The organism is Sphingomonas sp. Root710, from assembly GCF_001429065.1.
GTDB lineage: Bacteria > Pseudomonadota > Alphaproteobacteria > Sphingomonadales > Sphingomonadaceae > Rhizorhabdus.
Map to the genome: position 1 here is coordinate 368170 of NZ_LMIB01000016.1, position 24162 is coordinate 392331.

A 24162-nucleotide genomic window follows, 5' to 3' on the forward strand; every position below is an offset into this window, starting at 1 on the left:
AAGCGAGCTAGAGGATTTCGGGGCAGATTTGAACCGACTTCCCCTTTTCAACCGTCATCCTGAACTTGTTTCAGGATCCACCCATGATCTTGGGGCATGCCCCTGCGGAAGAGTGGATGCTGAAACAAGTTCAGCATGACGGCTTGCGGACGTGATTACAGATCGACCCCGGCCGCGATCGCCTCAAGCTTGCGGACGCGTTCCTTGAGGTCGGCGAGTTCGATGCGGGCGGCGGGGGAAGGGGCGCTGGGGGCAGACGGGGCGTGATGCTGGCCCTGGAGCTTCATCCGCTCGAGTTCGAGCCAGCCGCGCCAGCCGCTCAGCGCGGTCCAGGCCAGGACGACGACGCCGATCAGGCTCGCGCCACTGATGGTCAGCCAGAAGATGGGATCCTGCATGGTCAGGTTTCCTTTCGTCTTCGCTCAGTCGCGGTGGCGGAGCGCTTCGATCTCGCGATCGAGGGTCAGGCCGCGGTCGTTTTCGGTGGCGATCCGCTCGAGCACCGCGACCCGCTCCTTGAGCGCGCGCAATTCGTCACGGAGCCGCTGGTTCTCGGCATCGTCGGCAGGGCGGACATAATCCTCGCCCTTGTGGCGGCGGACAACGCCATATTTGGCGCGGAAGATGCTGGCGATCGCGGTGATCGCGACGATCAGCACCACCATTTCGAAGGGATTCATCTGGAGTCTCCGAAACTCGGCTTGGGATCAGTTGATGGGCTGGTCGCGCAGCCGGTCGATCTCGTCGGCCAGCACCGTCGACCGGTCGGTCAGGATGCGTTCGAGGACGGCGACGCGCTGTTCGAGCCGCTCGGTCTTCGCCGCATATTGCGCGGCCTTCTCGGCGGTGTCGGCGGAGATCGCGGCGAGCTTCTTTTCCTGGAAGCGCATCCAGTCGGTGGCGACCCAGGCGGCGATGCCCAGGATCGGGATGCTCAACACCATGAAAGGGAACCAGTTCATCGTTCAAACCCCTAAACCATGCTGCGATCACTGTTTACACTTTTGTTTGTCCATTTTTTTCGACAAACAGCATCCTGGCTCGACGAAAATCGTCAAGACGGTAATCTTCCGTCGGTGTTGGCGGCGCCCTGCGAAATATTCGGTCGCGACGCCGGCAGGGCCGTCAGCGCAGTGCGTCGATCTCGCGGGCCAGTGCCGAATTGTGGCTCGTCACATGGGTCTCGATGTCGGCGATGCGGCGATCAATGTCGCGGAACTTGGCGCGGACGTCGCGGACCGACGCGCCGGGCCGGGCCCGCACCGTCTGCCAGAACTTCTCGTCCTCGCGGCTCTCGCCATAGAATTCGCCGGGCTTGTCGCTGGCCAGCCAGTTGATCACGAGATAGGCGACCAGCGCCCAGGGGAAGGTCATGATCGTCAGGATCACCACGCCCACCCGGATCAGCGTCACGTCGACGCCGGTATAGTCGGCCAGCCCGGCGCAGACGCCCAGCCATTTGCGGTTACGCTTGTCGAGGTAGAATTTGGTGCGGCGAGCGGACATTTCGAACTTCCCTTCCTGTTGCAAGCGGCTGCCAGCGGTCAATTGTCGCGGCGCCAGTCTTCATCATGGCTGCGCTCGGCGGCCTGGCGGGGGCGCCATGCCGGGTCCTGGCTGTCCAGGATCTTCTCCAGCGTGCCGAGCCGTTCGTCGAGGCGACGCGCCAGGACGTGCATGTCGTCGAGCAGCTTCTCATCCTCGACCGTCAGGCCGCCATTCTTCTTCCACTGGGTGACATAGTGGAAGATCAGCCATGGCAGCCCGAGGAAGAGGATGCCGACGACGACGATGGGGACGAGCGTGTCTTCCATCGGATCAGGCTCCCTTGCCCGAGGCCTTCGCCTTCAGCGCGGCGAGTTCGGCGTCTACCTTGTCGCTCGAGCGCAGCTCGGCGATCTCTTCCTCGAGGGTCTTCGGCGCGGCCCCCATGCCCGCCGCATCGGCGCGGCCCTCGGCATAGTCGACCCGGCGCTCGAGCAGCTCGAAGCGCGAGAAGGCGTCGTCGATCTTCGGACCGGCATACATCTCGCGCATCTTCGCGCGGTTGTTCGCCGATTCGAGGCGGGTGACGATGCTGTTCTGGCGCGCGCGTGCCTCGCGCAGCTTGCCCTGCAGCTTGGCGATGTCGCCTTCCGAGGACTTCAGCGACTCGTCGAGCAGGGTGATCTCGTCCTGAAGCTGCTCGGCCAGGTCGGCGGCCTTCTGCTTCTCGATCAGCGCGGCCTTGGCGAGGTCTTCGCGGTCCTTCGACAGCGCGAGTTCAGCCTTTTCGAGCCAGTTTGCCTGAACGGTCTCCAGCTTGGCGATCTGCCGGCGGAGTTCCTTCTGGTCGGCGATGGTGCGCGCGGCGGAGGCGCGGACCTCGACGAGGGTTTCCTCCATTTCGAGGATGATCATGCGGATCATCTTCGCCGGGTCTTCCGCCTTGTCGAGCAGGTCGGTGACGTTGGCGGCGATGATGTCTCGGGTGCGGGAGAAAATCCCCATCGTCTGGCTCCTTGGAATACGCTCGATACTGTTGGTTGGGGGGAGCGTCCGGCCCGGCAGCTTATCCGCTTCGGGCCTGGACGCCATGCTTTACTTGACGATCTGGACAACCTTGGCGGCGGCCACATCGGCGCGGGCCGGGGCGACGGCGCCCAGCACGCAGATGGTGGAAAGAACGACCGCACCAATCGTCGAAACGGTGATGCGCTGGAGGTCGATCTTGTCGAGCTTGAACATGGTCGTGGTCCTTGATGACATTGGCGTTCCCGGCATCGGCCGGTGTTGCCAGATATATTGCAGGGACCGTGCCAATTTCGAAAATGGCTTAAATCCGGGCTTTTTCAGCTATGGCCGGCTGGCCCGCACATTTTGCTGTTGCCAAGACTTAGGAAAATTTGCCAACTCTCAGGCGTGGAACGCGAAGCGCAATTCATCGGCCAGTCCTATGCCTTTCTCGACTCGGTCGAGCGGGCCAGCCGCGCCGCCGGGCTCAACCGCCCGGTGCTGGTGATCGGCGAGCGCGGCACCGGCAAGGAGCTGGTCGCCGAGCGCCTCCACCGCCTGTCGCCGCGCTGGGACGGGCCGCTGGTGACGATGAACTGCGCCGCGCTGCCCGAGACGCTGATCGAGGCCGAGCTGTTCGGGCACGAGGCGGGGTCTTTCACCGGCGCGACCAAGGCGCGCGTGGGCCGCTTCGAAGAGGCTCATGGCGGCACCTTGTTCCTCGACGAGCTGGCGACGCTGTCGATGGGCGCGCAGGAAAGACTGCTCCGCGCCGTCGAATATGGCGAGGTGACCCGGATCGGATCGTCGCGCGCAGTGCGCGTCGACGTCCGCATCGTCGCCGCGACCAATGAGAATCTGCCCGAGCTGGTCGACAAGGGCCGCTTCCGGGCCGACCTGCTCGACCGGCTGTCGTTCGAGGTGGTGACGCTGCCCCCCTTGCGCGTCCGCGAGGGCGACGTGCCGGTGCTCGCCGATCATTTCGCGCGGCGCATGGCGTCCGAACTGGGCTGGCCCCATTGGCCGGGCTTCAGCGCCGCCGCCGCGCAGATCCTCGCCGACTATCAGTGGCCCGGCAATGTCCGCGAGCTGCGCAACGTCGTCGAGCGCGCGGTCTATCGCTGGGACGATCCCGAGACCCCGGTCGACGCGATCCAGTTCGATCCGTTCGACAGCCCCTGGCGGCCCGCCGCCTCGCCGGCAGCCGCTCCCGCCGCTGCGTCTGGCGACGCTGCGCTCCCCGCGCCCGCCGCGGTTCCGGTTCCGGCGGCGGCCCCGAGCCATCTCGACTGCGACGATTTCCGCGCTGCGGTGCTGGCGCATGAGAAGGCGCTGCTCGAAGCCGCGCTGCGGCGCTGCCGCTTCAACCAGCGCGCCACCGCGGTCGCGCTCAAGCTGAGCTACGACCAGCTGCGCCACGCGCTGCGCCGCCACGACCTGCTCGACAGGCAGGCATGACCCCCGCCGATCGGCTCTTCGCGAGCTTCGACCGGCTCTACATCCTCAACTTGCCGGGCCGCGCCGACCGCCGCGACGAAATGGCGGGCGAACTGGTCCGGATCGGCACGTCGCTCGGCGATCCGCGCGTGCGGCTTTTCCCCGCGATCCGCCCCGCCGACGCGGGCGGCTTCGCCAATATCGGCGCACATGGCTGTTTCCTCAGCCATCTGGCGATGCTGCGCGAGGCGCGCGACCTCGGCTGCCACGCGATCCTGATCCTCGAGGATGATTGCGATTTCGCCGCGGGGATCGAGCGGCTGCTGCCGCCCGCGCTCGACCAGCTCGACGTCCTCGGCTTCGACATCTTCTATGGCGGCTATGCGCTGCCCGAGGGGGTCGGCGCCGCCGATCCTGCCGCCACCCCGCTGATGCTCGCCGATGGCGCGGCAGCGGTGCGGACGACCCATTTCATCGGCTTCGGCCGCACCGCGATCGCGGCGCTGATACCCTATCTGGAGGCGATGCTCACCCGCCCGCGCGGCAGCGCCGAAGGCGGGCCGATGCATGTCGATGGGGCCTATAGCTGGTTCCGCGCGAGCCGAAGCGACCTGTCGACCTGGCTCGCCCGCCCGCCGCTCGGCCATCAGCGGCCATCGCGCACCGACATCGCCCCGCCGGGCCCGCTCGACCGATTGCCGGGGCCGCTGCGCCGGCTGGCCCGCGCGGCGAAGCGCGCGTGGATGCGGCATCGCCGCTGACGGACGCCCAAAAGAAAAAGGCCGGAGGCTTGCGCCCCCGGCCCTTTCTTCATGATGTCAAACAACCATCAGGAGAAGTTTGCCATCGCGTAGAGCATCGGAATCGAGAGCAGCGTGTTGACGCGCGAGAAGATCATCGCGGTCTTTGCCGACTTCGCCTTGGTGTCGGCGTCGGCCTCGACGATGCCCAGCGCCTTCTTCTGGTTCGGCCAGATGATGACCCAGACGTTGAACGCCATGATCAACGCCAGCCACATGCCGATGCCGATCAGTTCGAAACCAGCCGTAAAGGTAAGCGCCTGGTGGAGATAACCGCTGACATGCGCGACGGCGAGACCGGTCAGCACGGTGAAGGCGGCGCCCCAGCGGAAGAAGAACAGCGCGTTCGGCGCGATATATTTGGAAACGCCCGGCTTCAGCTCGGCCGGCACCGACGGCATCGTCGGGATCTGCACGAAGTTGAAATAATAGAGCAGGCCGATCCAGGTGATGCCGAAGAAGACATGCAGCCAGCGCAGCACATAGCTGAGCAGCAGCGTCTGATCAGGGCCCAGATAGGCGATCAGGGCGATAGCGGCGACGAGGCCGGTAAGCAGCACCAGATGTAGATTGCCGAAAAACTTGTCCATGGCGGTCCCCTGCATTTTGCGTCCGCACCCTTGCCACGCGGATCGCTTCAGGATGCACTTTAGGAATCCGGCGATCGTTTGTCACACAGAATGATGCTGCGGGGCAGTTTTGCGGTGGAATTCCAGCAAAAGGCGGAGCTTAGCGGGAGCCCGCTCGTTAAGCGGCGGACTCACTACCCAATGGAGACTTCCGACATGGCCTTCCAGCTTCCCCCGCTCCCCTTCGACCGCGCCGCGCTGGAGCCGGTCCTGTCGGCCGAGAGCTTCGACTATCATCATGGCAAGCATCACAAGGCCTATATCGACAAGGTCAATGGCTGGATCGGCGAGAAGGGGCTCGAGGGTAAATCGCTGGTCGAGGTGATCCGTCTCGCCAAGGACCAGGGCGACAAGCCGCTCAGCAACAATGCCGGGCAGATCTGGAATCATGATTTCTTCTGGCAGTGCCTCGCCCCCGAAGGGTCGACGCAGCCGTCCGGCAAGCTCGCCCAGATGATCGAGGCGGCGTTCGGAAACCGGCAGGGGCTGGTCGAGAAGCTGGCCGCTGAAGCCGTCGGCCATTTCGGCAGCGGCTGGGCCTGGCTGGTGCTGGCGGGCGACGCGCTCAAGATCACCTCGCTCCACGACGGCGAAACCCCGCTCGGCCAGGAGGGGATCAAGCCGCTCCTCACCCTTGATGTGTGGGAGCACGCCTATTATATCGACTATCGCAACGCGCGGCCGAAATTCGCCGAGGAAGTGCTCGGCAAGGTGATCAACTGGGACTTCGTGTCGCGGAACATCGAGGGCGACGCGGTGGCGCAGGGCGATCTGGCGCAGGCGGCGTAAGACCCTCCAAATCCATTCGTCATGCTGAACTTGTTTCAGCATCCACTCATCCGCACGGGGATGATCTGGAAGGGGCGCGGCGTCGCCACGCTCTATCTCTGGATTCGCCCCTGCCGCCCGGTGGATGCTGAAACAAGTTCAGCATGACGGTTGAGGAAATATCGCGGCGACGTTCTAAGCCGCGCCGATATCCTCCAGAAAGACGTTCAGGCGCCGTTGCAGCCGGTCGGCGCCGGTGCCGAGCGAGCGGGCAATGCTGATCATCGCCTCCGAGCCGGTGGCGGCGTCGCTGGCGGTGGCGCTGATGTCGGCGGCCTGGAGGCGGATATGGTCGTTGGCGTCGGCGGCGTCGCGCACCTTGGCGCTGATCCGCTGGCTCGCCGCGCCGTTGCGCGCCACCGCCTCGTCGATCGAGGAGGCGAGCCCGTCGAGGGTCGCCACCGCCGCTTCGATTCCGGCCTGGCCGGCGGCGACGCTGCCCACCCCGTTGCGGACGTTCAGTATGCGCTGGGCGACCTGACCCGCGGCGTCGCGAGTCTGCTGGGCAAGCGCCTTCACTTCGGACGCCACCACCGCGAAGCCGCGGCCCGCCTCGCCCGCCCGCGCCGCCTCGATCGTCGCATTGAGCGCGAGCAGGTTGATGTGGCGCGCGATCCTGTCGATCGTCTCGACCACCTCGCCGATCTCGCGGGTGGTTTCCGAGAGCTGGCGGGCGCGGATGCCGCCATCCTCGATCAATTCGCCGACCCGCATGGTGGAGGCGCGCGCCTCGGCGACCTCGCGGCCTAGGATTTCGAGTTCGCCCGCGAGCTGATGCCCCTGCGCGGCGATGTCGCCCACATTGTCCGCCGCCTGGGTCGCCGCCGCCATGACCGACAGGCCCTTGGCCCCCGCCTCGCCCGCGCGCGCGCTCATGTCCTGCGCGGCATCCTGTAGCCGGGCGGAGGCGCTCGCGATCTCGTGCGACATCTGCGCAGCCTCGGCACGCATCGCTTGGGAGGCATCGGCGATCCGCCGCAGCCGCGCGGCGCGGCGCGCGCCCAGCACCGCTTCGCGATCGGCGGCCATGCGCAGCAGGGTGCGGCCATTGACCGCTCCGGCGAAGCGGCCCTGCCGGGTCAGGATCAGCGCTTCATAGCCCTGCCCCTGCGAGATCAGCGCGAAGAAATGGCCGAGTCCCGCATCGATCTCGGCGATCGGCAGCGGGCGGACGAAATCGTCGAGCTGGCGGTAGAGGCTGTCATTCTGGAGCAGCGCGTGGCCGAAGGGGTTGAGCAGCAGCGCGCGGATATCGCGTTCGAGCACCGCGCCGACCGGATGGCCCTCGGCATCGACCACCGGCAGCGCCTCGATCTCGGGCGTCGCGCGGAACAGCGCGATCGCCTCGCGCAGTTCGGCATCCTCGCGGATCGTCTGGGTCGTCAGCGCGCGGTCGGGCAGCGCGCCGTTCTGCAGATCGGGGACTATCGCGGCAAGGCTGGTCATCATCGGCTCCTTACGGGTCCGATTAGACTTAAGGCGTAAACAGCCGGTAAGCCGGGTGTGACAACTCTATGAAAGTTCGATGAAAAATCTCTCTCCCTGCAGGGGAGAGGGGGGACCGCCGCGAAGCGGTGGTGGGTGAGGGCACGCGCCCTATCCGGCCGTTATACCGTGGATAGGGCGCGTGCCCTCACCTTCCCACTGGCTTCGCCAGCGGGCCCCTTCCTCTCCCAAATGGGAGAGGAGCTTTTTGCTCACCCCTGCGGCGGCAGCGCCGCGTCCTCGGCCTTTTCGGCGTTGAGACCGTGCTTCATCAGCATCGGGACATTGGCGAAGGCGAACAGGATCGTCGCGGGCATCGCGCCCCACAGCTTGTAGCCGAGCCAGAATTCCATGCTGGTCGAGCGCCACACCGCCTCGTTCGCCACCGCCATCGCGACGAAGAACAGCGCCCAATTGCGGGTCAGCTTGGTCCAGCCGGTATCGGTGAGGCCGGGATAAGCCTGGCCCAGCACCAGCTTGAGCGTGGGGCGGTCGCTCCACAGGCCAAAGCCGAGGATTGCGGCGACCATCAGATAATAGACGGTCGGCTTCATCTTGATGAAGGTTGCGTCGTGCAGCCAGACGGTGAGCCCGCCGAACACCAGCACCATCGCGCCCGAGAACCATAGCATCGCCGATATCCGGCGTGTCGTGAGCCAGGAGGTGACGATCGCGGCGAGGGTGGCGGCCATGAAGACGCCGGTCGACAGCACGATATTCTTGGTGAACCAGTAGACCGCGAGATAGACGAGCAGCGGCCCGAGGTCGATCGCCAGCCGCATCGCCGGGCCGGGCTCGCGGGCCTTGTCGCCGGACTTCAACGCAACGTCACCCATTATCTGCTGATCCTCTCCAGGCCCGCGATCGCGCGGGCCACTTCGGCGGGGTCGAAGGGCTTGAGGTCGTCGACCCCTTCGCCCAGCCCGATCGCATGCACAGGCATGCCATAACGCTCCGCCGCCGCGACCAGGACGCCGCCGCGCGCGGTGCCGTCCAGCTTGGTCATGATCAGGCCGGTCACGCCCGCCGTCTCCTTGAATATCTCTATCTGGCTTAACGCATTCTGTCCGGTCGTGGCGTCGAGCACCAGCAGCACGTCATGCGGCGCCGCCGGGTTCAACCGCCCGAGAACCTTCCTGATCTTCGCCAGCTCGTCCATCAGGCCAGTCTTGTTCTGCAAACGACCGGCGGTGTCGACGATCAGCACGTCGATGCCCTTCGCGGTGCCCTGCTTGACCCCTTCATAGACGAGGCCCGCCGCATCGCCGCCCTCGGCGCCGGTGATGATCGGCACGTCGACCCGCTCGGCCCAGACCTTGAGCTGGCCGATCGCGGCGGCGCGGAAGGTGTCCCCCGCGACGAGCATGACCGCATAGTCCTGCTCCTTCAGCCAATGCGCGAGCTTGGCGATCGTCGTCGTCTTGCCCGATCCGTTGACGCCGATCACCAGGATCACCTGCGGACGCGGAAAGGCCTCGATCTCAAGCGGCTTGGCGACGGGGGCCAGCACCTTCTCGATCTCCTGCGCGACGATCTCGCGCAGCGCGCGTTCGTCGAGCCCCTTCTCGAACATCTCGCCCTTCAGCCGCTCGCGGATGCGGCCCGCGGTGACGGGGCCGAGGTCCGACGCGATCAGCGCCTCCTCGATCTCGTCGAGCGTCTGTGCGTCGAGCGCGGCCTTGCCGAACAGGCCGGTGAGATTCTCGCCCAGCTTGTCGGATGTCTTGCGGAAGCCGCCGAACAATTTGTCGCGCCAGCTCGTCTCGCTCATGCGGTCATGCCTGTTGCTGTTCCCTTGAGGCCATCGCCATCGAGGCCGGTAATGGTGGTGGTGACGATCCGCCCGGGTTCGGGCGCGGCACCGTCGAAACGCACATGCGCGAAATTCGCCGCATGGCCGCCGCCGCCGCGTTCGGCCAGCACCTCCTGGCGGCTGCCGACCAGGGTCGAGAGCCAAGCTGCGCGCCGTGCGGCCGCGCGCTCACGCAGGTGCGCGGCGCGGCGGCGGATGGTCGCCTTGTCGAGCTGCGGCATCCGCGCGGCGGGGGTGCCCGCGCGCGGCGAATAGGGAAAGACATGGCCGAAGACGATGTCGCAATCGTCGATCAGCGCGGCGCTGTTCGCGGCCATCGCCTCGTCCTCGGTCGGGAAACCGGCGATCAGGTCCGCGCCGATCGCGATATCGGGCCGGGCGGCCTTGAGGCGTTCGACCATCGCCACGGCATCCGCCCGGCTGTGGCGGCGCTTCATCCGCTTGAGGATCATGTCGTCGCCGGCCTGTAGCGACAGATGGAGGTGCGGCATGATCCGTGCCTCCTGGGTCAGCAGCGCGAAGAGGCGATCGTCGATTTCGACCGAATCGAGCGACGACAGGCGCAGCCGCTTCAGTCCGGGGACATGCGCCAATATGCGCTCTACCAACATGCCCAGGGTCGGCGCACCGGGAAGGTCGGGGCCGTAGCTGGTCAGGTCGACCCCGGTCAGCACCACCTCGGCATGGCCCTGGTCGACCAGCGTCCGGATACGGTCGATCACCAGTCCGGCGGGGACCGAGCGGCTGTTGCCCCGGCCATAGGGGATCACGCAGAAGGTGCAGCGGTGGTCGCAGCCATTCTGCACCTCGACGAAGGCGCGGGCATGATCGGTGAAGGCGGCGGCCATGTGCGGCGCGGTCTCGCGGACGGCCATGATATCGGAGACATGGATGTCAGCGGTCTGCCCCGCCGCGAAGCCGAACAGATCGGCGCGGCCCTTGTCGGCATTGCCGATCACCCGCGCCACCTCGGGCATCGCCGCGAAGGTGCCGGGCTCGGTCTGCGCGGCGCAGCCGGTGACGACGATGCGGGCATCGGGGCGGCGGCGCGCGGCCTGGCGGATCGCCTTGCGCGCCTGCTTGACCGCCTCGGCGGTGACCGCACAGCTGTTGACGATGATCAGGTCGCCGGCCTCGCGGGCGAGGTCGCGCATCGCTTCGCTCTCGGCGATGTTGAGCCGGCAGCCGAGGGTGATCAGCTCGGGGCCGCTCATCCGAAGCTGCCCAGCTCCGCTTCCGCCGTGAAGACATGGGTGGCGGGCCCCGCCATGCTGATGCGATCGCCCGGGCCCCAGCCGATCACCAGCGGGCCGCCCGGCAGGGTGACCGTGACCGGCGAATCGACCAGCCCGGCGCGGATCGCCGAGACGGCGGTCGCGCAGGCGCCGGTGCCGCAGGCGTCGGTCAGCCCGACACCGCGCTCCCAGACGCGCAGGCGGATGTTGGCACGGTCGTCGACCGTCGCGACATTGACGTTCACGCGGGCGGGAAAGAGCGGATCGGTCTCGATCAGCGGGCCCAGCCGGTCGAGCTCGACCGCGTCGGTATCGGGCACGAAGAAGATGACATGCGGGTTGCCGACATTGGCGGCCGTCGGCGTTGTGAGATCCTCCCAGCCGACCGGCATCGACCGGGTGTCCATCGCATAGGCGAGCGGTATGGCGTCCCAGTCGAATCGCGGGGCTTCGAGCTCGACGGTGACCCGATCGCCCACGCTGGTGCCGCTGAGCATGCCGCCGAGCGATTCGATCATAGCGTCGCCGCCGAGCAGGCTGACGACGCAGCGGGTGGCGTTGCCGCACGCCTCGACCTCGCCGCCGTCGGCGTTGAAGATCCGCATCCGCGCATCGGCAATGGCAGAGGGTTCGAGCAGGATCAGCTGGTCGCAGCCGATCCCGGTCTTGCGGTCCGCCATGGCGCGCGCGCGCGCCTCGGTCATCTCGACCGGCTGCTCGCGCGCATCGATTACCACGAAGTCGTTGCCGAGACCGTGCATCTTGTGAAAACGGACCATCATTGCCCGCGCGACTTAGGGATTTGGGGGCTGGAAGTCCACTATCCTCCCCGGCACGGGGAGGATCAGGTCAGGCGCGTTTGCGGCGGCCCTGCCGGATCGACACCGTCTCGCCGGCCACCGCGCTGGGCGAGGCGGCGATCAGCAGGCCGCGTTCGGCGAGCAGCGCGCGGGTCGAGCGGGCGGGCGCGGCGCGCCCGAAATGCCAGCCCTGGCCGGTCGCGCAGCCATAGGCCCGCAACATCGCCAATATCTCATCATTCTCGATGCCTTCGGCCATCGCCGCGACGCCCAGGCTGTCGGCGAGCGAGACGATCATCCGCACCAGCGCGGCGGCGTCGGCATCGGCCGCCATCCGCGTCACGAAGCTGCGGTCGACCTTGATCCGGTCGAGCGGGAGCGCGCGCAGATGGGTCAGGCTCGAATAACCGGTGCCGAAATCGTCGAGGGCGATGCGAATGCCCTGATTCTTGAGGCTCGAAATGATTGCGCTGGCAAAGCCGAGATTCTCGAACAAGGCCGCCTCGGTGATCTCCACCTCCAGCCGTTCTGCGGGGAAATTCATCTCGGTCAACAGCTTGACGATCTTCTGGGCGAGCCAGGGATCGCGCATCTGGCTCGGGCTGATGTTGACCGCGAGCAGCAGGCGCGGGTCCCAGTGCCGGGCCTCCTCGATCGCGCTGCGCATCACCGACATCGACAATTCGCCGATCAGGCCCGATTCCTCGGCGACGGGGATGAAGCGCGCGGGTTCGATCACGCCATGGTCGGGATGTTCCCAGCGGGCGAGCAGCTCGAAGCCGATCAGCGCGCCGCTGGCGAGATCGACCTGCTGTTCGAACCAGGGGACGATCTGGCCGCTGGGGATGCCGGCGCGCAGGCCGAGTTCGACCTCGTTGCGCAGTTCGAGCTCGCGCTCCATCGTCGCGTCGAACCACAGCCGCTGGTTCCGCCCGGCGCGCTTGGCGGCGTAGAGGGCGATATCCGACCGGCGCATCAGCGTGTCGATCGTCCGGCAACCGGCCTCGGTACGGGCGATGCCCATCGACGCGCCGATATGCGCCTCCACTCCGGCGATCAGGAAGGGCTGCGCCATCCGCGCGATGATCGCGTCGGCGACGCTGTCGACCGATGCGGGCTGGGCCGGATCGAAGGGAAAGGCGCAGGCGAATTCGTCGCCGCCCAGCCGGGCCGCAACGGCGGAGGCCGGCAGCGGCGCGGTGATCGCGGCGGAGGCGGCGCGGAGCAGCTGGTCCCCGGCGATATGGCCGTGGAGATCGTTGACCGACTTGAAATGGTCGAGGTCGATCAGGAACATCGCGATCGCGCGATCATGCTTCAGCGCGGCGTCGATCAGCCGGGCGCCGCCGTCGCCGAGCGCGCGGCGGTTGAGCAGGCCGGTCAGCGGATCGCTGGTCGCCAGTTCGCTGGCGCGCGCCTCGGCGGCACGGCGAAGCGACACTTCCTGCTTGAGCGCGCGGAAACGCCGCCAGCCGAGCAGCGACAGCGCGACGTTGAGCAGCAGCACAGAGACGAGGAGATTGTCGCTGATCGACAGGCCGCCGTTGATCGAGCGATAGACCGACTTCACCACCGTCCAGCCCGAGGCGATCACCAGCAGGGTGGCGGCGATGCTGATCCCGGCGGTGAGCAGGTCACGGCGATCGTCGGGCGTGCCCGTGGAGGCGCCCTCCATGATCGACCTGCCCTCCATTGCCTTCTCCGGTGCTTCAGCGAGCGGGCAATCTAGGGGGTTGAGGTTGCCAACTGTTTAATGGCACACCCTTACGCAATCGATTTTAGGCGGAATTTAGCGCCATTTTCGATCGAGTTGGGCGCTAGCCGTCACGCTTCTTCCTCGAAGGTGACGGCGACATCGGCATTTGCCGACAGGCGGACCGCTTCACCCTCGACGGCGGCGACAAGCCCGCCCGCAATATAATGATGGTGGCCCTTATGCTGGCCTTCGCCCGCATCGGCCTTGGTCAGCTTGATGCGGCCGCCTTCGACGGCGTCGACGGTGCCGACATGGACGCCATCGGCGCCGATGACGTCCATATGCTCACGGATGTTCGAAAGATCGGCCATCATAGTCTCCTTAGCTGTCCGGGCCGAACGCATGAGCGACCGAGAAGCCCCATCGAGATTTTGTAAACTTCTTACAAGTTTGCATGATCTGTGATGCTATGGTTGACCGCTCGACCTTCTTTTCAGGCCGAGAGGGGCTGACATTCCAGCGTTTAAGGCGCTTTCCCGACTCATCAATTTGTCGAGTCAGGGAATCGTGTCATGACGAGCTATCAAGACCATATCGGCCAGACCAGCCAGCTGATCCGCAGCTATAACGGCACCTGGGACGGGATAGACGCCGAGTCGGTCGCGCGCATGCGCCTCCAGAACCGGTTCCAGACCGGCCTCGACATCGCGCGCTACACCGCCGCGGTCATGCGTAAGGACATGGCGGCCTATGACGCCGATCCGTCGCAGTACACCCAGTCGCTCGGCTGCTGGCACGGCTTCATCGGCCAGCAGAAGATGATCTCGATCAAGAAGCATTTCGGATCGACCAAGCGCCGTTACCTCTATCTCTCGGGCTGGATGGTCGCCGCGCTGCGCTCCGAATTCGGTCCGCTGCCCGACCAGTCGATGCACGAGAAGACCAGCGTTCCGGCGCTGATCGAGGAGCTCTACACCTTCCTGCGCCAGGCCGACGCCCGCGAGCTGGGCATGATGTTCCGCGAACTCGACAAGGCGCGCGAGACCGGGAACCAGGTCGAGGAGCAGCGCCTGCTCCACGCGATCGACAATTATGAGACGCATGTCGTGCCGATCATCGCCGACATCGACGCGGGCTTCGGCAATGCCGAGGCGACCTATCTGCTCGCCAAGAAGATGATCGAGGCCGGCGCCTGCGCGCTGCAGATCGAGAACCAGGTGTCCGACGAGAAGCAGTGCGGCCACCAGGACGGCAAGGTCACCGTGCCGCACGAGGACTTCCTCGCCAAGGTCCGCGCCTGCCGCTACGCCTTCCTCGAGCTGGGCGTCGAGGACGGCATCATCGTCACCCGCACCGACTCGCTCGGCGCGGGCCTGACCAAGCAGATCGCCTTCTCGAAGGAGCCGGGCGACATCGGCGACCAGTATAACAGCTTCCTCGACTGCGAAGAGATCACCGACCTGTCGACCGTCAATGGCGACGTGATCATCAACCGCGACGGCAAGCTGATGCGCCCGAAGCGTCTTCCCTCGAACCTGTTCCAGTTCCGCGAAGGCACCGGCGCGGACCGTTGCGTGCTCGACTGCATCACCTCGCTCCAGCATGGCGCGGACCTGCTGTGGATCGAGACCGAGAAGCCGCATATCGAGCAGATCGCGTCGATGGTCGACAAGATCCGCGAAGTGATCCCTAATGCCAAGCTGGTCTACAACAACTCGCCGTCGTTCAACTGGACGCTCAACTTCCGCCAGCAGGTGTTCGACGCCTGGGCCGAAGCCGGCAAGGACGTGTCGGCCTATGACCGCGCCAAGCTGATGAGCGTCGATTATGACGGCACCGAACTGGGTCAGGAAGCCGATGAGAAGATCCGTACCTTCCAGCGCGACGCCGCCAAGCGCGCGGGCATCTTCCATCACCTGATCACCCTGCCGACCTATCACACCGCGGCACTGTCGACCGACAACCTCGCCAAGGAATATTTCGGCGAGGCCGGCATGCTCGGCTATGTTCAGGGCGTGCAGCGCCAGGAGATCCGCCAGGGCATCGCCTGCGTGAAGCACCAGAACATGTCGGGTTCGGACATCGGCGACGACCACAAGGAATATTTCGCCGGCGAGGCCGCGCTGAAGGCGGGCGGCGTCCACAACACGATGAACCAGTTCGCGGCATAAGCGCACGGTTCAGTCCTCTCATGGAGAGGATCGGGAAGGCCCGGGGCGAAAGCTCCGGGCCTTTTCTTTTTGGCTGCGGCCCCACACCCAACACCGTCATGCTGAACTTGTTTCAGCATCCACCAAGACGCTGGGGACGAACCTTCAGGCCCGTGCTCACCGGCTGCCAAACACTTCGGGTTCGCCCCTGCCGCCCGGTGGATGCTGAAACAAGTTCAGCATGACAATGTGAGAGGGGAGGAGGGTAGGCCCTACTCCGCCGCCAGTCCCTCGCACATCCAGTCGGGGACCAGTGCGTCGCCGAGCTTGTCGACCGAGCGGCGCTCGACGCTGCCGTCGGGCAGGACCACCAGCCGCCGGTTGACCTTGTTGCGCCAGTTCATCCGCGCGGTGTTCTCCTGGCCGACATAGCAGCCCTTGGTGAAGCTGACCCCGCGAAGCAGATCGGCATTGCATTCGAGCCAGAGAGTCCTGTCCGAGCCGAGCTCGTCGACGCCCTCCGCAACGCCGAGCGAAAGGCGGTGCTCGCGCCAGCCCTGCGTCGCACCGTCGGCGGGAGCGATCCAGCGCCGGCCGAGCGCGGGCAGGCGCGGGTCGGGCACGCCCTCGTTGCCATCCTTCGCCCAATGCACCGCGAGATCGGGTTCGCGCGTGATGGCGATCGGCCTGCGCAGCCGGTAGAGCGTCAGCCGCCGCGCCAATGCGTCTGCCTGGCTTTCCTCGCAGTCGATCAACAGGTCTTCCCCATCGGCCCAGACGAGGAAATCGAACAGCGCCTTGCCCTGCGGGGTCAGCAGTCCGGCCCAGACCGGCAAGGGCCCGGCGACGTCGTTGGTGACGAGACCCTGGAGGAAATCGCGCACCCCTTCGCCTGAAAGACGGATGACGGCACGGTCGGTGAGGGTGGTATCGGTCATGGCATGAAGGTAGGAGCAAGCTTGTCCAAAGTTAACCCACCGGGTGAGAAGCCATGACCTATGACCTGATCCTCAAGAACGGCACCGTCTGGACCGTGGGCGGCCCCGTCCAGACCAGCGTCGGCGTCAAGGACGGCCGGATCGCCGGGATCGGCGTGGCGGGTGACGCGGGCGAGACGATCGACTGCACCGGGCTGGAGGTGCTGCCGGGAGTGATGGACAGCCAGGTCCATTTCCGCGAGCCGGGGCTGGAAGCCAAGGAAGATCTCGAATCGGGCAGCCGCGCGGCGGTGCTCGGCGGGATAACCGCCGTCTTCGAGATGCCCAACACCAAGCCCAACACCGATTCGGCCGAAGCGGTGAACGACAAGCTGGCGCGCGCGAAGAACCGGATGTGGTGCGACCATGCCTTCTATGTCGGCGCGACCGCCGAGAATGCCGAACAGCTCGCCGAGCTGGAGATGATGCCCGGTACCGCGGGGGTGAAGATTTTCATGGGCGCGTCCACCGGCAGCCTGCTGGTCGCCGAGGACGCGAATCTCGCGCGGGTGCTGCGCTCGGGCAAGCGCCGCGTCGCGATCCATGCCGAGGACGAGGAGCGGATGATCGCGCGGCAGGGCGAGCGGATCGAGGGCGATCCGTCGAGCCATCCGGTGTGGCGCGACGACGAAAGCGCGCTGCTTGCCACCCGCCGCATCATCAAGCTCGCGCGTGAGACCGGGCGCAAGATCCATATCCTCCACATCACCACCCCCGCCGAACTCGCGCTGATCGCCCAGAACAAGGACATCGCGACCTGCGAGGTGACGCCGCAGCATCTGACGCTGGCGGGCGAGGAGGCCTATCCCAAGCTCGGCACCTATGCGCAGATGAACCCGCCGATCCGGTCGGCCGCGCACCGCGCCGGGCTGTGGGATTATCTGCGCCAGGGGGTGCCCGACGTGCTCGGCTCGGACCATGCGCCGCACACGATCGAGGAAAAGGCCAAGCCCTATCCCGCCTCACCCAGCGGCATGCCGGGGGTGCAGACGCTGTTGCCGCTGATGCTCAACCATGTCGCCGAAGGGCGGTTGACGCTCCAGCACCTGATCGAGCTGACCTCAGCCGGACCGCAGCGCGTGTTCGGGCTGCGCAACAAGGGCCGGATCGCGCTCGGCTATGACGCCGATTTCACGCTGGTCGATCTCAAGGCGCGCTGGACGATCGAGGACAGCTGGCTCGCCTCGCGCTGCGGCTGGTCACCCTTCACCGATATGCAGATCACCGGCAAGCCGGTCGCCACGATCATCCGCGGCCATCAGGTGATGCGCGACGGCGCCCTCGCCAATGCCGCGATCGGCGAGCCGGTGCGCTTCGATAGCGTGCCGCTGGGGTAAGCGCGCCCGACTTTCCCACATCGTCATCCTGAACTTGTTTCAGGATCCAACAGGACGCTTGGACGAGCCGGGAGGCTCAGGCTCGCAGGTCGCAGGACTCTCTGCATTCGCTACCGCCGCCCGGTGGATGCTGAAACAAGTTCAGGATGACGGTTGGGGCTTGGGGCTAGCGGTTCACACCAGGCTCTTGCTGACCTGCTCGAAAACGTCCTTCGACAGGCCGGGCGTGTCGATCATGCGCTGCAGCTCGGCCTTCATCAGCGCGGCGCGGGCGGCATCGAAGCGGCGCCAGCGGCCGAGCGGCGGGACGAGCTTGGCGGCGGTCTGCGGGTTGAGCTTGTCCACCTTGAGCAGCATGTCGGCGAGGAAGCGGTAGCCGCGCCCGCTGGCGTCGTGGAAGATGAGCTGGTTGCCCGACATCGCCCCGACCACCGAGCGCAGCCGGTTCGGGTTGTTCAGCGTGAAGTCGGGGTGCTTCACCAGTTGCTCGACCCGGTCGAGCGTGTCAGGCCGGATCGAGAAGGCCTGGGTCGAGAACCATTTGTCCATCACCAGGCCGTTGTTGCGGAAGCGATCGTAGAAGGCGGCGATCGCGATGTCGCGCTCGGGGGTCATGCTGTTCGCCAGCGTGCCGAATGCGCCCTGGCGGTCGGTCATGTTGTCGGCTTCGTTGAACTGGCGCAGCGCGAGCTGCGGCGCGTCCTCGGCGCCGCTCGCCATGATGAAGCCGAGCGCGATCGAGCGCAGCCGCCGCGCGCCCTTTGCGTGCGGGCTCAGCTCGAAGCGGTTGGCCTTGCTCCGCTCATAGGCGTCGCGCCATTCGCTCTCCAGCTCTGCGCCGAGATCGCGGCGTAGCGCCTCGCGCGCCTTGTGGATCGCCTCGGGGGCGACCACCGGCATCTGGTCGCCGATGAAGCCTTCGGAAGGCAGCAGCATCGTCTCGCCGATGAAGGCGGCGTCGAGCCGAGGATCGGTGAGCGTGTTGCGCACCGCCTCGATCACCGGGCCATGATCGGCAGCACCTGTCGCGACCTCGCCGATCATCGTGTCGAGCATCAGCTGCTGCATCGCCTCATAGCGGGCGAAGGGATCGTCGTCATGCGCCGACAGGAAGGCGAGGTCGGCGGGCGACCGATCCGACTCGATCACGACGGGCGCGGAGAAGCCGCGGTTGATCGACAGCACCGGGCGCTCGGCGATTCCTTCGAACAGGATTTCGGCGCGATCGCCTTCGAGCACCACCAGCCGCTCGGGCTCGAAGGGCTTTTCCGAGCGTTCGCCGAACAGCGCGATCTTGAGCGGGATCGGCATCGGCTTCTTGGCCGGCTGGCCCGGGGTCGGCGGTACGGTCTGTTCGAGGGTGAGCAGCGCGCGGCCGCCCGCCGGTTCATGGGTCAGCGTCGCGCGGACGCGCGGCGTGCCCGCCTGACTGTACCAGAGGCGGAAGCTGGTCAGGTCGATCCCGCCGCCATCCTCCATCGCCACCACGAAATCCTCGCAGGTCGCCGCCGTCCCGTCATGGCGCGAGAAATAGAGGTCGCAGCCGGCGCGGAACCTCTGCGGCCCCAGGAGGGTGTGGAGCATGCGGATCACCTCGGCGCCCTTGTTGTAGACCGTCGCGGTGTAGAAGTTCGACACCTCCATATAGCTTTCGGGCCGGATCGGATGGGCGAGCGGTCCCGCGTCCTCGGGGAACTGCGCGGCACGGAGCAGGCGGACTTCCTCGATCCGCTTGACCGCGGCCGATCCCTGGTCGGCGGTGAAGCTCTGGTCGCGGAAGACGGTGAAGCCTTCCTTCAGCGACAGCTGGAACCAGTCGCGGCAGGTGACGCGGTTGCCCGACCAGTTGTGGAAATATTCATGCGCCACGACGCCAGCGACGCCGTCATAGTCGATATCGGTCGCGGTTTCGGGATCGGCGAGGATATAGCGCGAGTTGAAGATGTTGAGGCTCTTGTTCTCCATCGCGCCGAAATTGAAGTCGGCCACCGCGACGATGTTGAACTCGCCCAGGTCATATTCGAGACCATAGACCTTCTCGTCCCAAGCCATCGATGCCTTGAGCGCGGCCATCGCGTGACTGGTCTTGGGCAGGTCGCTCTCGACCACCCAGATGGCGAGCTTGACCTCGCGGCCGCTCTTGGTGGTGAAATGGTCGACATTGGCGGCGAGGTTGGCCGCGACCAGCGCGAACAGATAGCTCGGCTTGGGGAAAGGATCGGTCCACACCGCGAAGTGGCGCCCGCCGCCAAGGTCGCCGCTATCGGTCAGGTCGCCGTTCGACAGCAGTACGGGGAAGCGCGTCCTGTCGGCCTCCAGCCGCACCGTATAGCGGCTGAGCACATCCGGGCGGTCGAGGAAGAAGACCATCCGGCGGAAGCCTTCGGGCTCGCACTGGGTGCACAGATTGCCGCCTGAGGCATAGAGCCCCATCAACTGCGAATTGGCCTCGGGGCTGATCTCCACCGTGGTTTCGACGCTATGGGCATCGCCGGGCAGGTCGATCACCAGATCGGGTCCGTCCATCCGCCAGGCATCGGCCTGCGGCGCACCGTCGATCAACACGGTGATGGGGGTCAGGCCGTCGCCGTGGAGGCGCAACGGGCGGTTGTGCGCCCCATTCCGGGTGACGTCGAGCCGGCCGGTCACGCGGGTCTTGCCGGGGTCGAGATCGAAGCTCAGGTGCACGTCGGGCATCAGCCAGTCGGGCTCGTGATAATCCTCGCGGCGGATCACGGGCGGGTTGGCGGCGGCGTTCTGGATATCGAGCATGGCCCCGGTCTAATCCTCTCGCAGATGACAAACAATGCCGGTGGCGGCTAAGGCGAGGCCATGGCGCGGCTATTGATCTTCGGTCCCGGTTACACAGCATCGCATATCGCGACGGCCTTTCAAGCCCGGGGATTCGCGGTCGAAACGATCGATCGCGCCGCGTTCGCGCGTGATGACGCGGTGCTGGCGGCGATCGGTCGGGCGACGCATATCCTGTCATCGGTGCCGCCCGAGAACGATCAGGATCCGGTGCTCGTCCGCTACGGGGCGGCCATCGCCGCCTGCCGGGCTGATTGGATCGGCTATCTCTCCTCGACCGGGGTCTATGGCGACACCGGCGGGGCGTGGGTCGACGAGAGCGCGCCGACCGGCGCGGGCCGCCGTACCGCGCGCGCCGCCGCCGACGCGGGCTGGGCGGCGCTTCATCCCCAGGTGCGCGTCTTCCGCCTGCCGGGCATCTATGGCCCTGGCCGCTCGCCGCTCGACCGGGTGACGGCGGGGATCGCGCACCGCATCGATTTGCCCGGACAGATGTTCAGCCGCGTCCATGTGGCCGATATCGCAGGCGGGGTGCTGGCGAGCACCGATCGCGGCCCGCCCGGCATCTACAACCTCGCTGACGACCGTCCGGCCAGCCAGAACCGGGTGATCGAGGCAGCCTGCGCGCTGCTCGGCCTGCCGCTGCCCCCGCTCCGGACGCTCGATCAGGCGGGCCTCTCTCCGGCGGCGCGCGGCTTCTATGCGGAGAACCGCCGGGTCGCGAACGGCAAGATGAAGCGCCTGCTACAATGGCGGCCGATCTACCCGGATTACCGGGCGGGTTTGCGGGCTCTGGTGCCCTAGCCCGCCGCCTTGCCGCGCAGCGCGAAGACCAGCCCGGCCAGAGCGAGCACCGATCCCGCGATGGCCGACGGCGCCCAGTGATAATCCTCGAGGACGGTCGAGAAGAGCATCGCGACGATCGGGATCAACACGCTGGTATAGGCAGCACGGCCAGGGCCGATCTGGCGCATCAGCGACAGATAGACCGGGAAGGTGATCGCCGACCCGAACAGCGCGAGATAGAGGGTCGAGAGCCAGTAGCCCGGCCGCGGATCGAACAGCGGCGCGCCCGACAGGATCAGCGCCAGCACCATGTTGATCAGCGCGCCGAAGCCCATCCCCCAGAACAGCAGGGTCGCACCCGGCAGCCGCGCCGCGCGCGGGCTCGCCTGAAGCAGGTTGCCGATCGAGGCGGACAGCATCGCCACGAGCGACAAGCCGATGCCCAGCGCCGCGCGGCCGCCACCGGCGGTGGCGGCGGCGATCTCCTGCCGGAAAAGCAGCGCCATGCCGGCCATGGCGAGCAGCGATCCGAACAGGAAGCCCGCGCCGAGCCGGTGGCCCAGGAACAGCCGGCCGAGCAGCGCATTGGGGATGATCAGCAGCGCGAAGATCATCGCGACGAGCCCCGAGGTCACATAAGCCTCGGCATGGTAGATGAGCAGGAAGTTGAGGGTGAACTGCATCAGCCCGACCGCCGTCAGTAGCGGAAGGTCCGCTGCGCCGATGCCGAGGCTCACCCCCTGCCAGCGGGCATAGATCCCGATCGCGAGCGTCGCGATCAGGAAACGGAAGGCGACAGACCAGCCCGGATCGGTGACGCCCAATTGATAGCGGATCGCGGTCCAGGTCGATCCCCAGATCAGGATCGCGAGCAGCAGCAGCGACAGCGCCCGGAGCCCGAACCCGCCGGGCGCGGCGGCGGGCTTCATAGCGCGCCGATGGCCGCCGCCAGTGCCTCGACCTCGGCGGCGGGCTGATCCCAGCTGCAGACCAGCCGGGCGACGCCGGGCACCCAATCATAGAATTCGAAACCCTGCGCGCGCAGCGCCGCCGCCTCGGCACCGGTCAGCCGCAGGAAGACCTCGTTCGCCTCGACCGGGTGGAGCAGCCGGTCATGGGCGGCGTTGGCGATATGCGCGGCGGCGGCGTTGGCGGCGCGGGCGTTGCGCAGCCAGACATCGCCGTCGAGCATCGCCAGGATCTGCGCGGCGGCGAAGCGGCCCTTCGACAGCAGATGCCCGGCGCGCTTGCGGCGATAGCGGGTCGCGGCGGCGAGATCGGGGCGGAAGAAGATGATCGCCTCGGCTGTCATCCCGCCATTTTTCACGAAGCCGAAGCTGAGCGCGTCTACGCCCGCGCGCCAGGTGAGGTCGGCGGGGGCACAGCCGAGCGTCGCCACCGCATTGGCGAAACGCGCGCCGTCCATGTGGAGCGCGAGGCCGCGCCGTTTCGCCAGATCGCCGATCGCGGCGACCTCATCGGGGGTGTAGACCAGCCCATATTCGGTCGCGTTGGTGATCGAGATCGCGGCGGGCTGGACCTGATGGACGTTCTGGCGCAGCGACGCGGCGAGTGCCTCGATCGCATCGGGTTTGAGCTTCGCCCCCGCGCCCTGGGCGAGGAGCAGCTTCGCCCCGCCGGTGTAGAATTCGGGTGCGCCGCATTCGTCGGCCTGGATATGCGCCTCGGCATGGCAGATCACCGCCTGGTGCGGCTGGACCATCGCGGCCAGCGACAGCGCGTTGGCGGCGGTGCCGCTCGAAATCCACAGCGCCGCCACCTCGGTGCCGAACAGGGCGGAGAAGGCGGCGTCGAGCGACTGGCTCAGCGCATCACCGTCATAGGCGGTGTCGGGATGGTTTGCGGCGGCGAGTGCGGCCATCACCTCGGGGCAGACCCCGGCGGCATTGTCGGAGAAGAAGCGCATGGGGGGGATAGGAGCCCATGGCGCGCGCAAGTCAACCCGCCCGCCCCCCGTCATCCCCAATCGGGCGGCAGATTACCCATCGCGCCACTGCGGTAGCGGCTGACCGCCGCCTCGATCGCGGCGGGGGAGGAGAGGACGAACGGCCCGTTGCTGACGCTGGGCGCCGCAAGCGGCACGCCCGCCATCACCAGCAGCCGCGCCGTCCCGTCGGTCACGGTCAGGCCGAGCGCGCCGTCGCCGGGGGCGAAGACGACGATTGCGGGGGCGGTGACCGGTTCGGCCAGCCCGTCGATCGCCAGCGCCCCTTCGAACAGGTAGAGCGCGAGCGAGCTCTGTCCTGCGGGCGGAGCCCAGTCGAAGCGCGCGCCTTCGGCCAGGGTCACATCGAGCATGGTCAGCGGGCTCGGCGTCGCAAAGGGCGCGTCGCCGCCCGCGATCACCCGCGCCGACCCGCCGGGAAGCGGCAGGACCGGCACGGCGGCGGACTCGACATGGGCTATGTCGGGCGGCAGGCCCTCCTGCGCGACCGGCTGGCGGATGAAGATCTGGAAGCCTTCGGTGACCGTCCCTTCGACCGCCGGTATCTCCTCATGAACGATGCCGCTGCCCGCCGCGGTCCAGTGGATCGCGCCGGGGCCGATCAGGCTGCGGTCGCCCCGGCTGTCGCGGTTGGCCATCGCGCCGGGCGATTCGGGCAGGATATAGGTGACCGCCGAAAAGCCGGCATGCGGATGCGGCGGAAAGGTCGGCCCGGCCATGCGGAAATGGTCGAGGTTGAGCCAGGGGTCGGCCTCGGCCCCGAAAATCTGCCCGCCGATCCGTAGCGCCTCGAACTGGCTGCCGTGACGGGCGGGGACGGGGCGGGCGGCACGGACGACGGGGCGGGGGCTGGGCATAGTGGATGCACTTATGCCCGGTGCGGCGGCAGAAGGATAGCCCGTCCAAAAGCCCCCCTCGT

At 66.9% G+C, this 24162-nt stretch carries 27 protein-coding genes; 7 read left to right on the forward strand and 20 right to left on the reverse strand.

The window, feature by feature from the left end:
* Positions 1 to 155: 155 nt before the first annotated feature.
* The 7 genes from ASE00_RS19125 to ASE00_RS23630 all read right to left on the reverse strand — a co-directional run bounded on the left by ASE00_RS19125 (position 156) and on the right by ASE00_RS23630 (position 2727).
* Positions 156 to 398, reverse strand: coding sequence for a hypothetical protein (locus tag ASE00_RS19125; RefSeq protein ID WP_056383292.1), 243 nt, complete (start codon positions 396 to 398; stop codon positions 156 to 158).
* Positions 399 to 422: 24 nt separating this feature from the next.
* Positions 423 to 680, reverse strand: a complete 258-nt coding sequence (locus ASE00_RS19130; RefSeq protein ID WP_056383293.1) for a hypothetical protein — start codon at positions 678 to 680, stop codon at positions 423 to 425.
* 27 nt (positions 681 to 707) lie between these two features.
* Entirely contained in the window at positions 708 to 962 is a 255-nt protein-coding gene (locus ASE00_RS19135) for a hypothetical protein (RefSeq protein WP_056383295.1), read from the reverse strand.
* A gap of 163 nt (positions 963 to 1125) precedes the next feature.
* On the reverse strand, positions 1126 to 1506 hold the full coding sequence (pspC, locus tag ASE00_RS19140; RefSeq protein WP_056383394.1) for an envelope stress response membrane protein PspC: 381 nt from the start codon (positions 1504 to 1506) through the stop codon (positions 1126 to 1128).
* A 38-nt stretch (positions 1507 to 1544) separates the two neighbouring features.
* Complete coding sequence (gene pspB, locus ASE00_RS19145) at positions 1545 to 1814, reverse strand: envelope stress response membrane protein PspB (protein ID WP_056383297.1); 270 nt, start codon at positions 1812 to 1814, stop codon at positions 1545 to 1547.
* A 4-nt stretch (positions 1815 to 1818) separates the two neighbouring features.
* Positions 1819 to 2490 (reverse strand): phage shock protein PspA, encoded by a 672-nt coding sequence (gene pspA / locus ASE00_RS19150; protein WP_056383298.1) that lies wholly within the window; start codon positions 2488 to 2490, stop codon positions 1819 to 1821.
* A gap of 90 nt (positions 2491 to 2580) precedes the next feature.
* A complete protein-coding gene (locus ASE00_RS23630) occupies positions 2581 to 2727 on the reverse strand; it encodes a hypothetical protein (RefSeq protein ID WP_156405515.1) in 147 nt (48 codons plus the stop codon).
* Between the two features lie 174 nt (positions 2728 to 2901).
* Between ASE00_RS23630 and pspF the strand changes: the two genes are divergently transcribed.
* Complete coding sequence (gene pspF / locus ASE00_RS19155; protein WP_056383300.1) at positions 2902 to 3951, forward strand: phage shock protein operon transcriptional activator; 1050 nt, start codon at positions 2902 to 2904, stop codon at positions 3949 to 3951.
* Positions 3948 to 4691 carry a hypothetical protein gene (locus ASE00_RS19160; protein ID WP_056383301.1) on the forward strand — a complete coding sequence of 248 codons (744 nt, stop codon included), beginning with the start codon at positions 3948 to 3950 and terminating at the stop codon, positions 4689 to 4691. The genes pspF and ASE00_RS19160 overlap by 4 nt, the downstream gene beginning before the upstream one ends.
* A gap of 68 nt (positions 4692 to 4759) precedes the next feature.
* On the opposite strand, the gene ASE00_RS19165 is transcribed toward ASE00_RS19160, so the two are convergent.
* Positions 4760 to 5320: a urate hydroxylase PuuD gene (locus tag ASE00_RS19165; protein WP_056383395.1), complete on the reverse strand. Its 561-nt coding sequence runs from the start codon at positions 5318 to 5320 to the stop codon at positions 4760 to 4762.
* Between the two features lie 195 nt (positions 5321 to 5515).
* Between ASE00_RS19165 and ASE00_RS19170 the strand changes: the two genes are divergently transcribed.
* Together ASE00_RS19170 and ASE00_RS24265 are read left to right on the forward strand one after the other, a co-directional pair.
* Entirely contained in the window at positions 5516 to 6148 is a 633-nt protein-coding gene (locus ASE00_RS19170) for a superoxide dismutase (protein WP_056383302.1), read from the forward strand.
* 21 nt (positions 6149 to 6169) lie between these two features.
* A complete protein-coding gene (locus ASE00_RS24265) occupies positions 6170 to 6295 on the forward strand; it encodes a hypothetical protein (RefSeq protein ID WP_268801366.1) in 126 nt (41 codons plus the stop codon).
* A gap of 27 nt (positions 6296 to 6322) precedes the next feature.
* Here the strand turns inward: ASE00_RS24265 and ASE00_RS19175 are convergent, their stop codons facing one another.
* The 7 genes from ASE00_RS19175 to ASE00_RS19205 form a co-directional block, all read right to left on the reverse strand.
* Positions 6323 to 7633 (reverse strand): methyl-accepting chemotaxis protein, encoded by a 1311-nt coding sequence (locus ASE00_RS19175; protein ID WP_056383396.1) that lies wholly within the window; start codon positions 7631 to 7633, stop codon positions 6323 to 6325.
* Between the two features lie 251 nt (positions 7634 to 7884).
* The gene (locus ASE00_RS19180; protein ID WP_056383303.1) at positions 7885 to 8508 is read right to left on the reverse strand and encodes a septation protein A; all 624 of its coding nucleotides are present in this window, start codon (positions 8506 to 8508) and stop codon (positions 7885 to 7887) included.
* Positions 8508 to 9443, reverse strand: coding sequence for a signal recognition particle-docking protein FtsY (ftsY, locus tag ASE00_RS19185; RefSeq protein WP_056383304.1), 936 nt, complete (start codon positions 9441 to 9443; stop codon positions 8508 to 8510). The genes ASE00_RS19180 and ftsY overlap by 1 nt, the downstream gene beginning before the upstream one ends.
* On the reverse strand, positions 9440 to 10699 hold the full coding sequence (gene mtaB, locus ASE00_RS19190) for a tRNA (N(6)-L-threonylcarbamoyladenosine(37)-C(2))-methylthiotransferase MtaB (protein ID WP_056383305.1): 1260 nt from the start codon (positions 10697 to 10699) through the stop codon (positions 9440 to 9442). The genes ftsY and mtaB overlap by 4 nt, the downstream gene beginning before the upstream one ends.
* On the reverse strand, positions 10696 to 11502 hold the full coding sequence (dapF, locus tag ASE00_RS19195) for a diaminopimelate epimerase (protein ID WP_056383306.1): 807 nt from the start codon (positions 11500 to 11502) through the stop codon (positions 10696 to 10698). The genes mtaB and dapF overlap by 4 nt, the downstream gene beginning before the upstream one ends.
* A 67-nt stretch (positions 11503 to 11569) precedes the next feature.
* Positions 11570 to 13195 (reverse strand): putative bifunctional diguanylate cyclase/phosphodiesterase, encoded by a 1626-nt coding sequence (locus ASE00_RS19200; protein WP_235538748.1) that lies wholly within the window; start codon positions 13193 to 13195, stop codon positions 11570 to 11572.
* Positions 13196 to 13344: 149 nt separating this feature from the next.
* Positions 13345 to 13587: a DUF2171 domain-containing protein gene (locus ASE00_RS19205; RefSeq protein ID WP_056383397.1), complete on the reverse strand. Its 243-nt coding sequence runs from the start codon at positions 13585 to 13587 to the stop codon at positions 13345 to 13347.
* A gap of 201 nt (positions 13588 to 13788) precedes the next feature.
* Between ASE00_RS19205 and ASE00_RS19210 the strand changes: the two genes are divergently transcribed.
* The gene (locus ASE00_RS19210; protein WP_056383308.1) at positions 13789 to 15387 is read left to right on the forward strand and encodes an isocitrate lyase; all 1599 of its coding nucleotides are present in this window, start codon (positions 13789 to 13791) and stop codon (positions 15385 to 15387) included.
* Positions 15388 to 15638: 251 nt separating this feature from the next.
* On the opposite strand, the gene ASE00_RS19215 is transcribed toward ASE00_RS19210, so the two are convergent.
* The gene (locus ASE00_RS19215) at positions 15639 to 16304 is read right to left on the reverse strand and encodes a YgfZ/GcvT domain-containing protein (RefSeq protein WP_056383309.1); all 666 of its coding nucleotides are present in this window, start codon (positions 16302 to 16304) and stop codon (positions 15639 to 15641) included.
* 53 nt (positions 16305 to 16357) lie between these two features.
* Here ASE00_RS19215 and ASE00_RS19220 point away from each other — a divergent pair, with 53 nt between their 5' ends.
* Positions 16358 to 17680, forward strand: coding sequence for a dihydroorotase (locus ASE00_RS19220; RefSeq protein WP_056383310.1), 1323 nt, complete (start codon positions 16358 to 16360; stop codon positions 17678 to 17680).
* A gap of 174 nt (positions 17681 to 17854) precedes the next feature.
* Here ASE00_RS19220 and pepN read toward each other — a convergent pair whose 3' ends face one another.
* Positions 17855 to 20452, reverse strand: coding sequence for an aminopeptidase N (gene pepN / locus ASE00_RS19225; RefSeq protein WP_056383311.1), 2598 nt, complete (start codon positions 20450 to 20452; stop codon positions 17855 to 17857).
* A gap of 60 nt (positions 20453 to 20512) precedes the next feature.
* Here pepN and ASE00_RS19230 point away from each other — a divergent pair, with 60 nt between their 5' ends.
* Entirely contained in the window at positions 20513 to 21295 is a 783-nt protein-coding gene (locus tag ASE00_RS19230; RefSeq protein WP_056383312.1) for a hypothetical protein, read from the forward strand.
* Here the strand turns inward: ASE00_RS19230 and ASE00_RS19235 are convergent.
* From ASE00_RS19235 to ASE00_RS19245, 3 genes are read right to left on the reverse strand one after another with little or no spacing between them, the layout of a single operon-like run.
* A complete protein-coding gene (locus ASE00_RS19235) occupies positions 21292 to 22206 on the reverse strand; it encodes a DMT family transporter (RefSeq protein WP_056383313.1) in 915 nt (304 codons plus the stop codon). The genes ASE00_RS19230 and ASE00_RS19235 overlap by 4 nt on opposite strands.
* Positions 22203 to 23204, reverse strand: a complete 1002-nt coding sequence (locus ASE00_RS19240; RefSeq protein ID WP_056383314.1) for a threonine aldolase family protein — start codon at positions 23202 to 23204, stop codon at positions 22203 to 22205. Before ASE00_RS19240 ends, ASE00_RS19235 begins: the two co-directional genes overlap by 4 nt.
* A 50-nt stretch (positions 23205 to 23254) precedes the next feature.
* The gene (locus tag ASE00_RS19245) at positions 23255 to 24100 is read right to left on the reverse strand and encodes a pirin family protein (RefSeq protein WP_056383315.1); all 846 of its coding nucleotides are present in this window, start codon (positions 24098 to 24100) and stop codon (positions 23255 to 23257) included.
* Between the last annotated feature and the right edge of the window lie 62 nt (positions 24101 to 24162).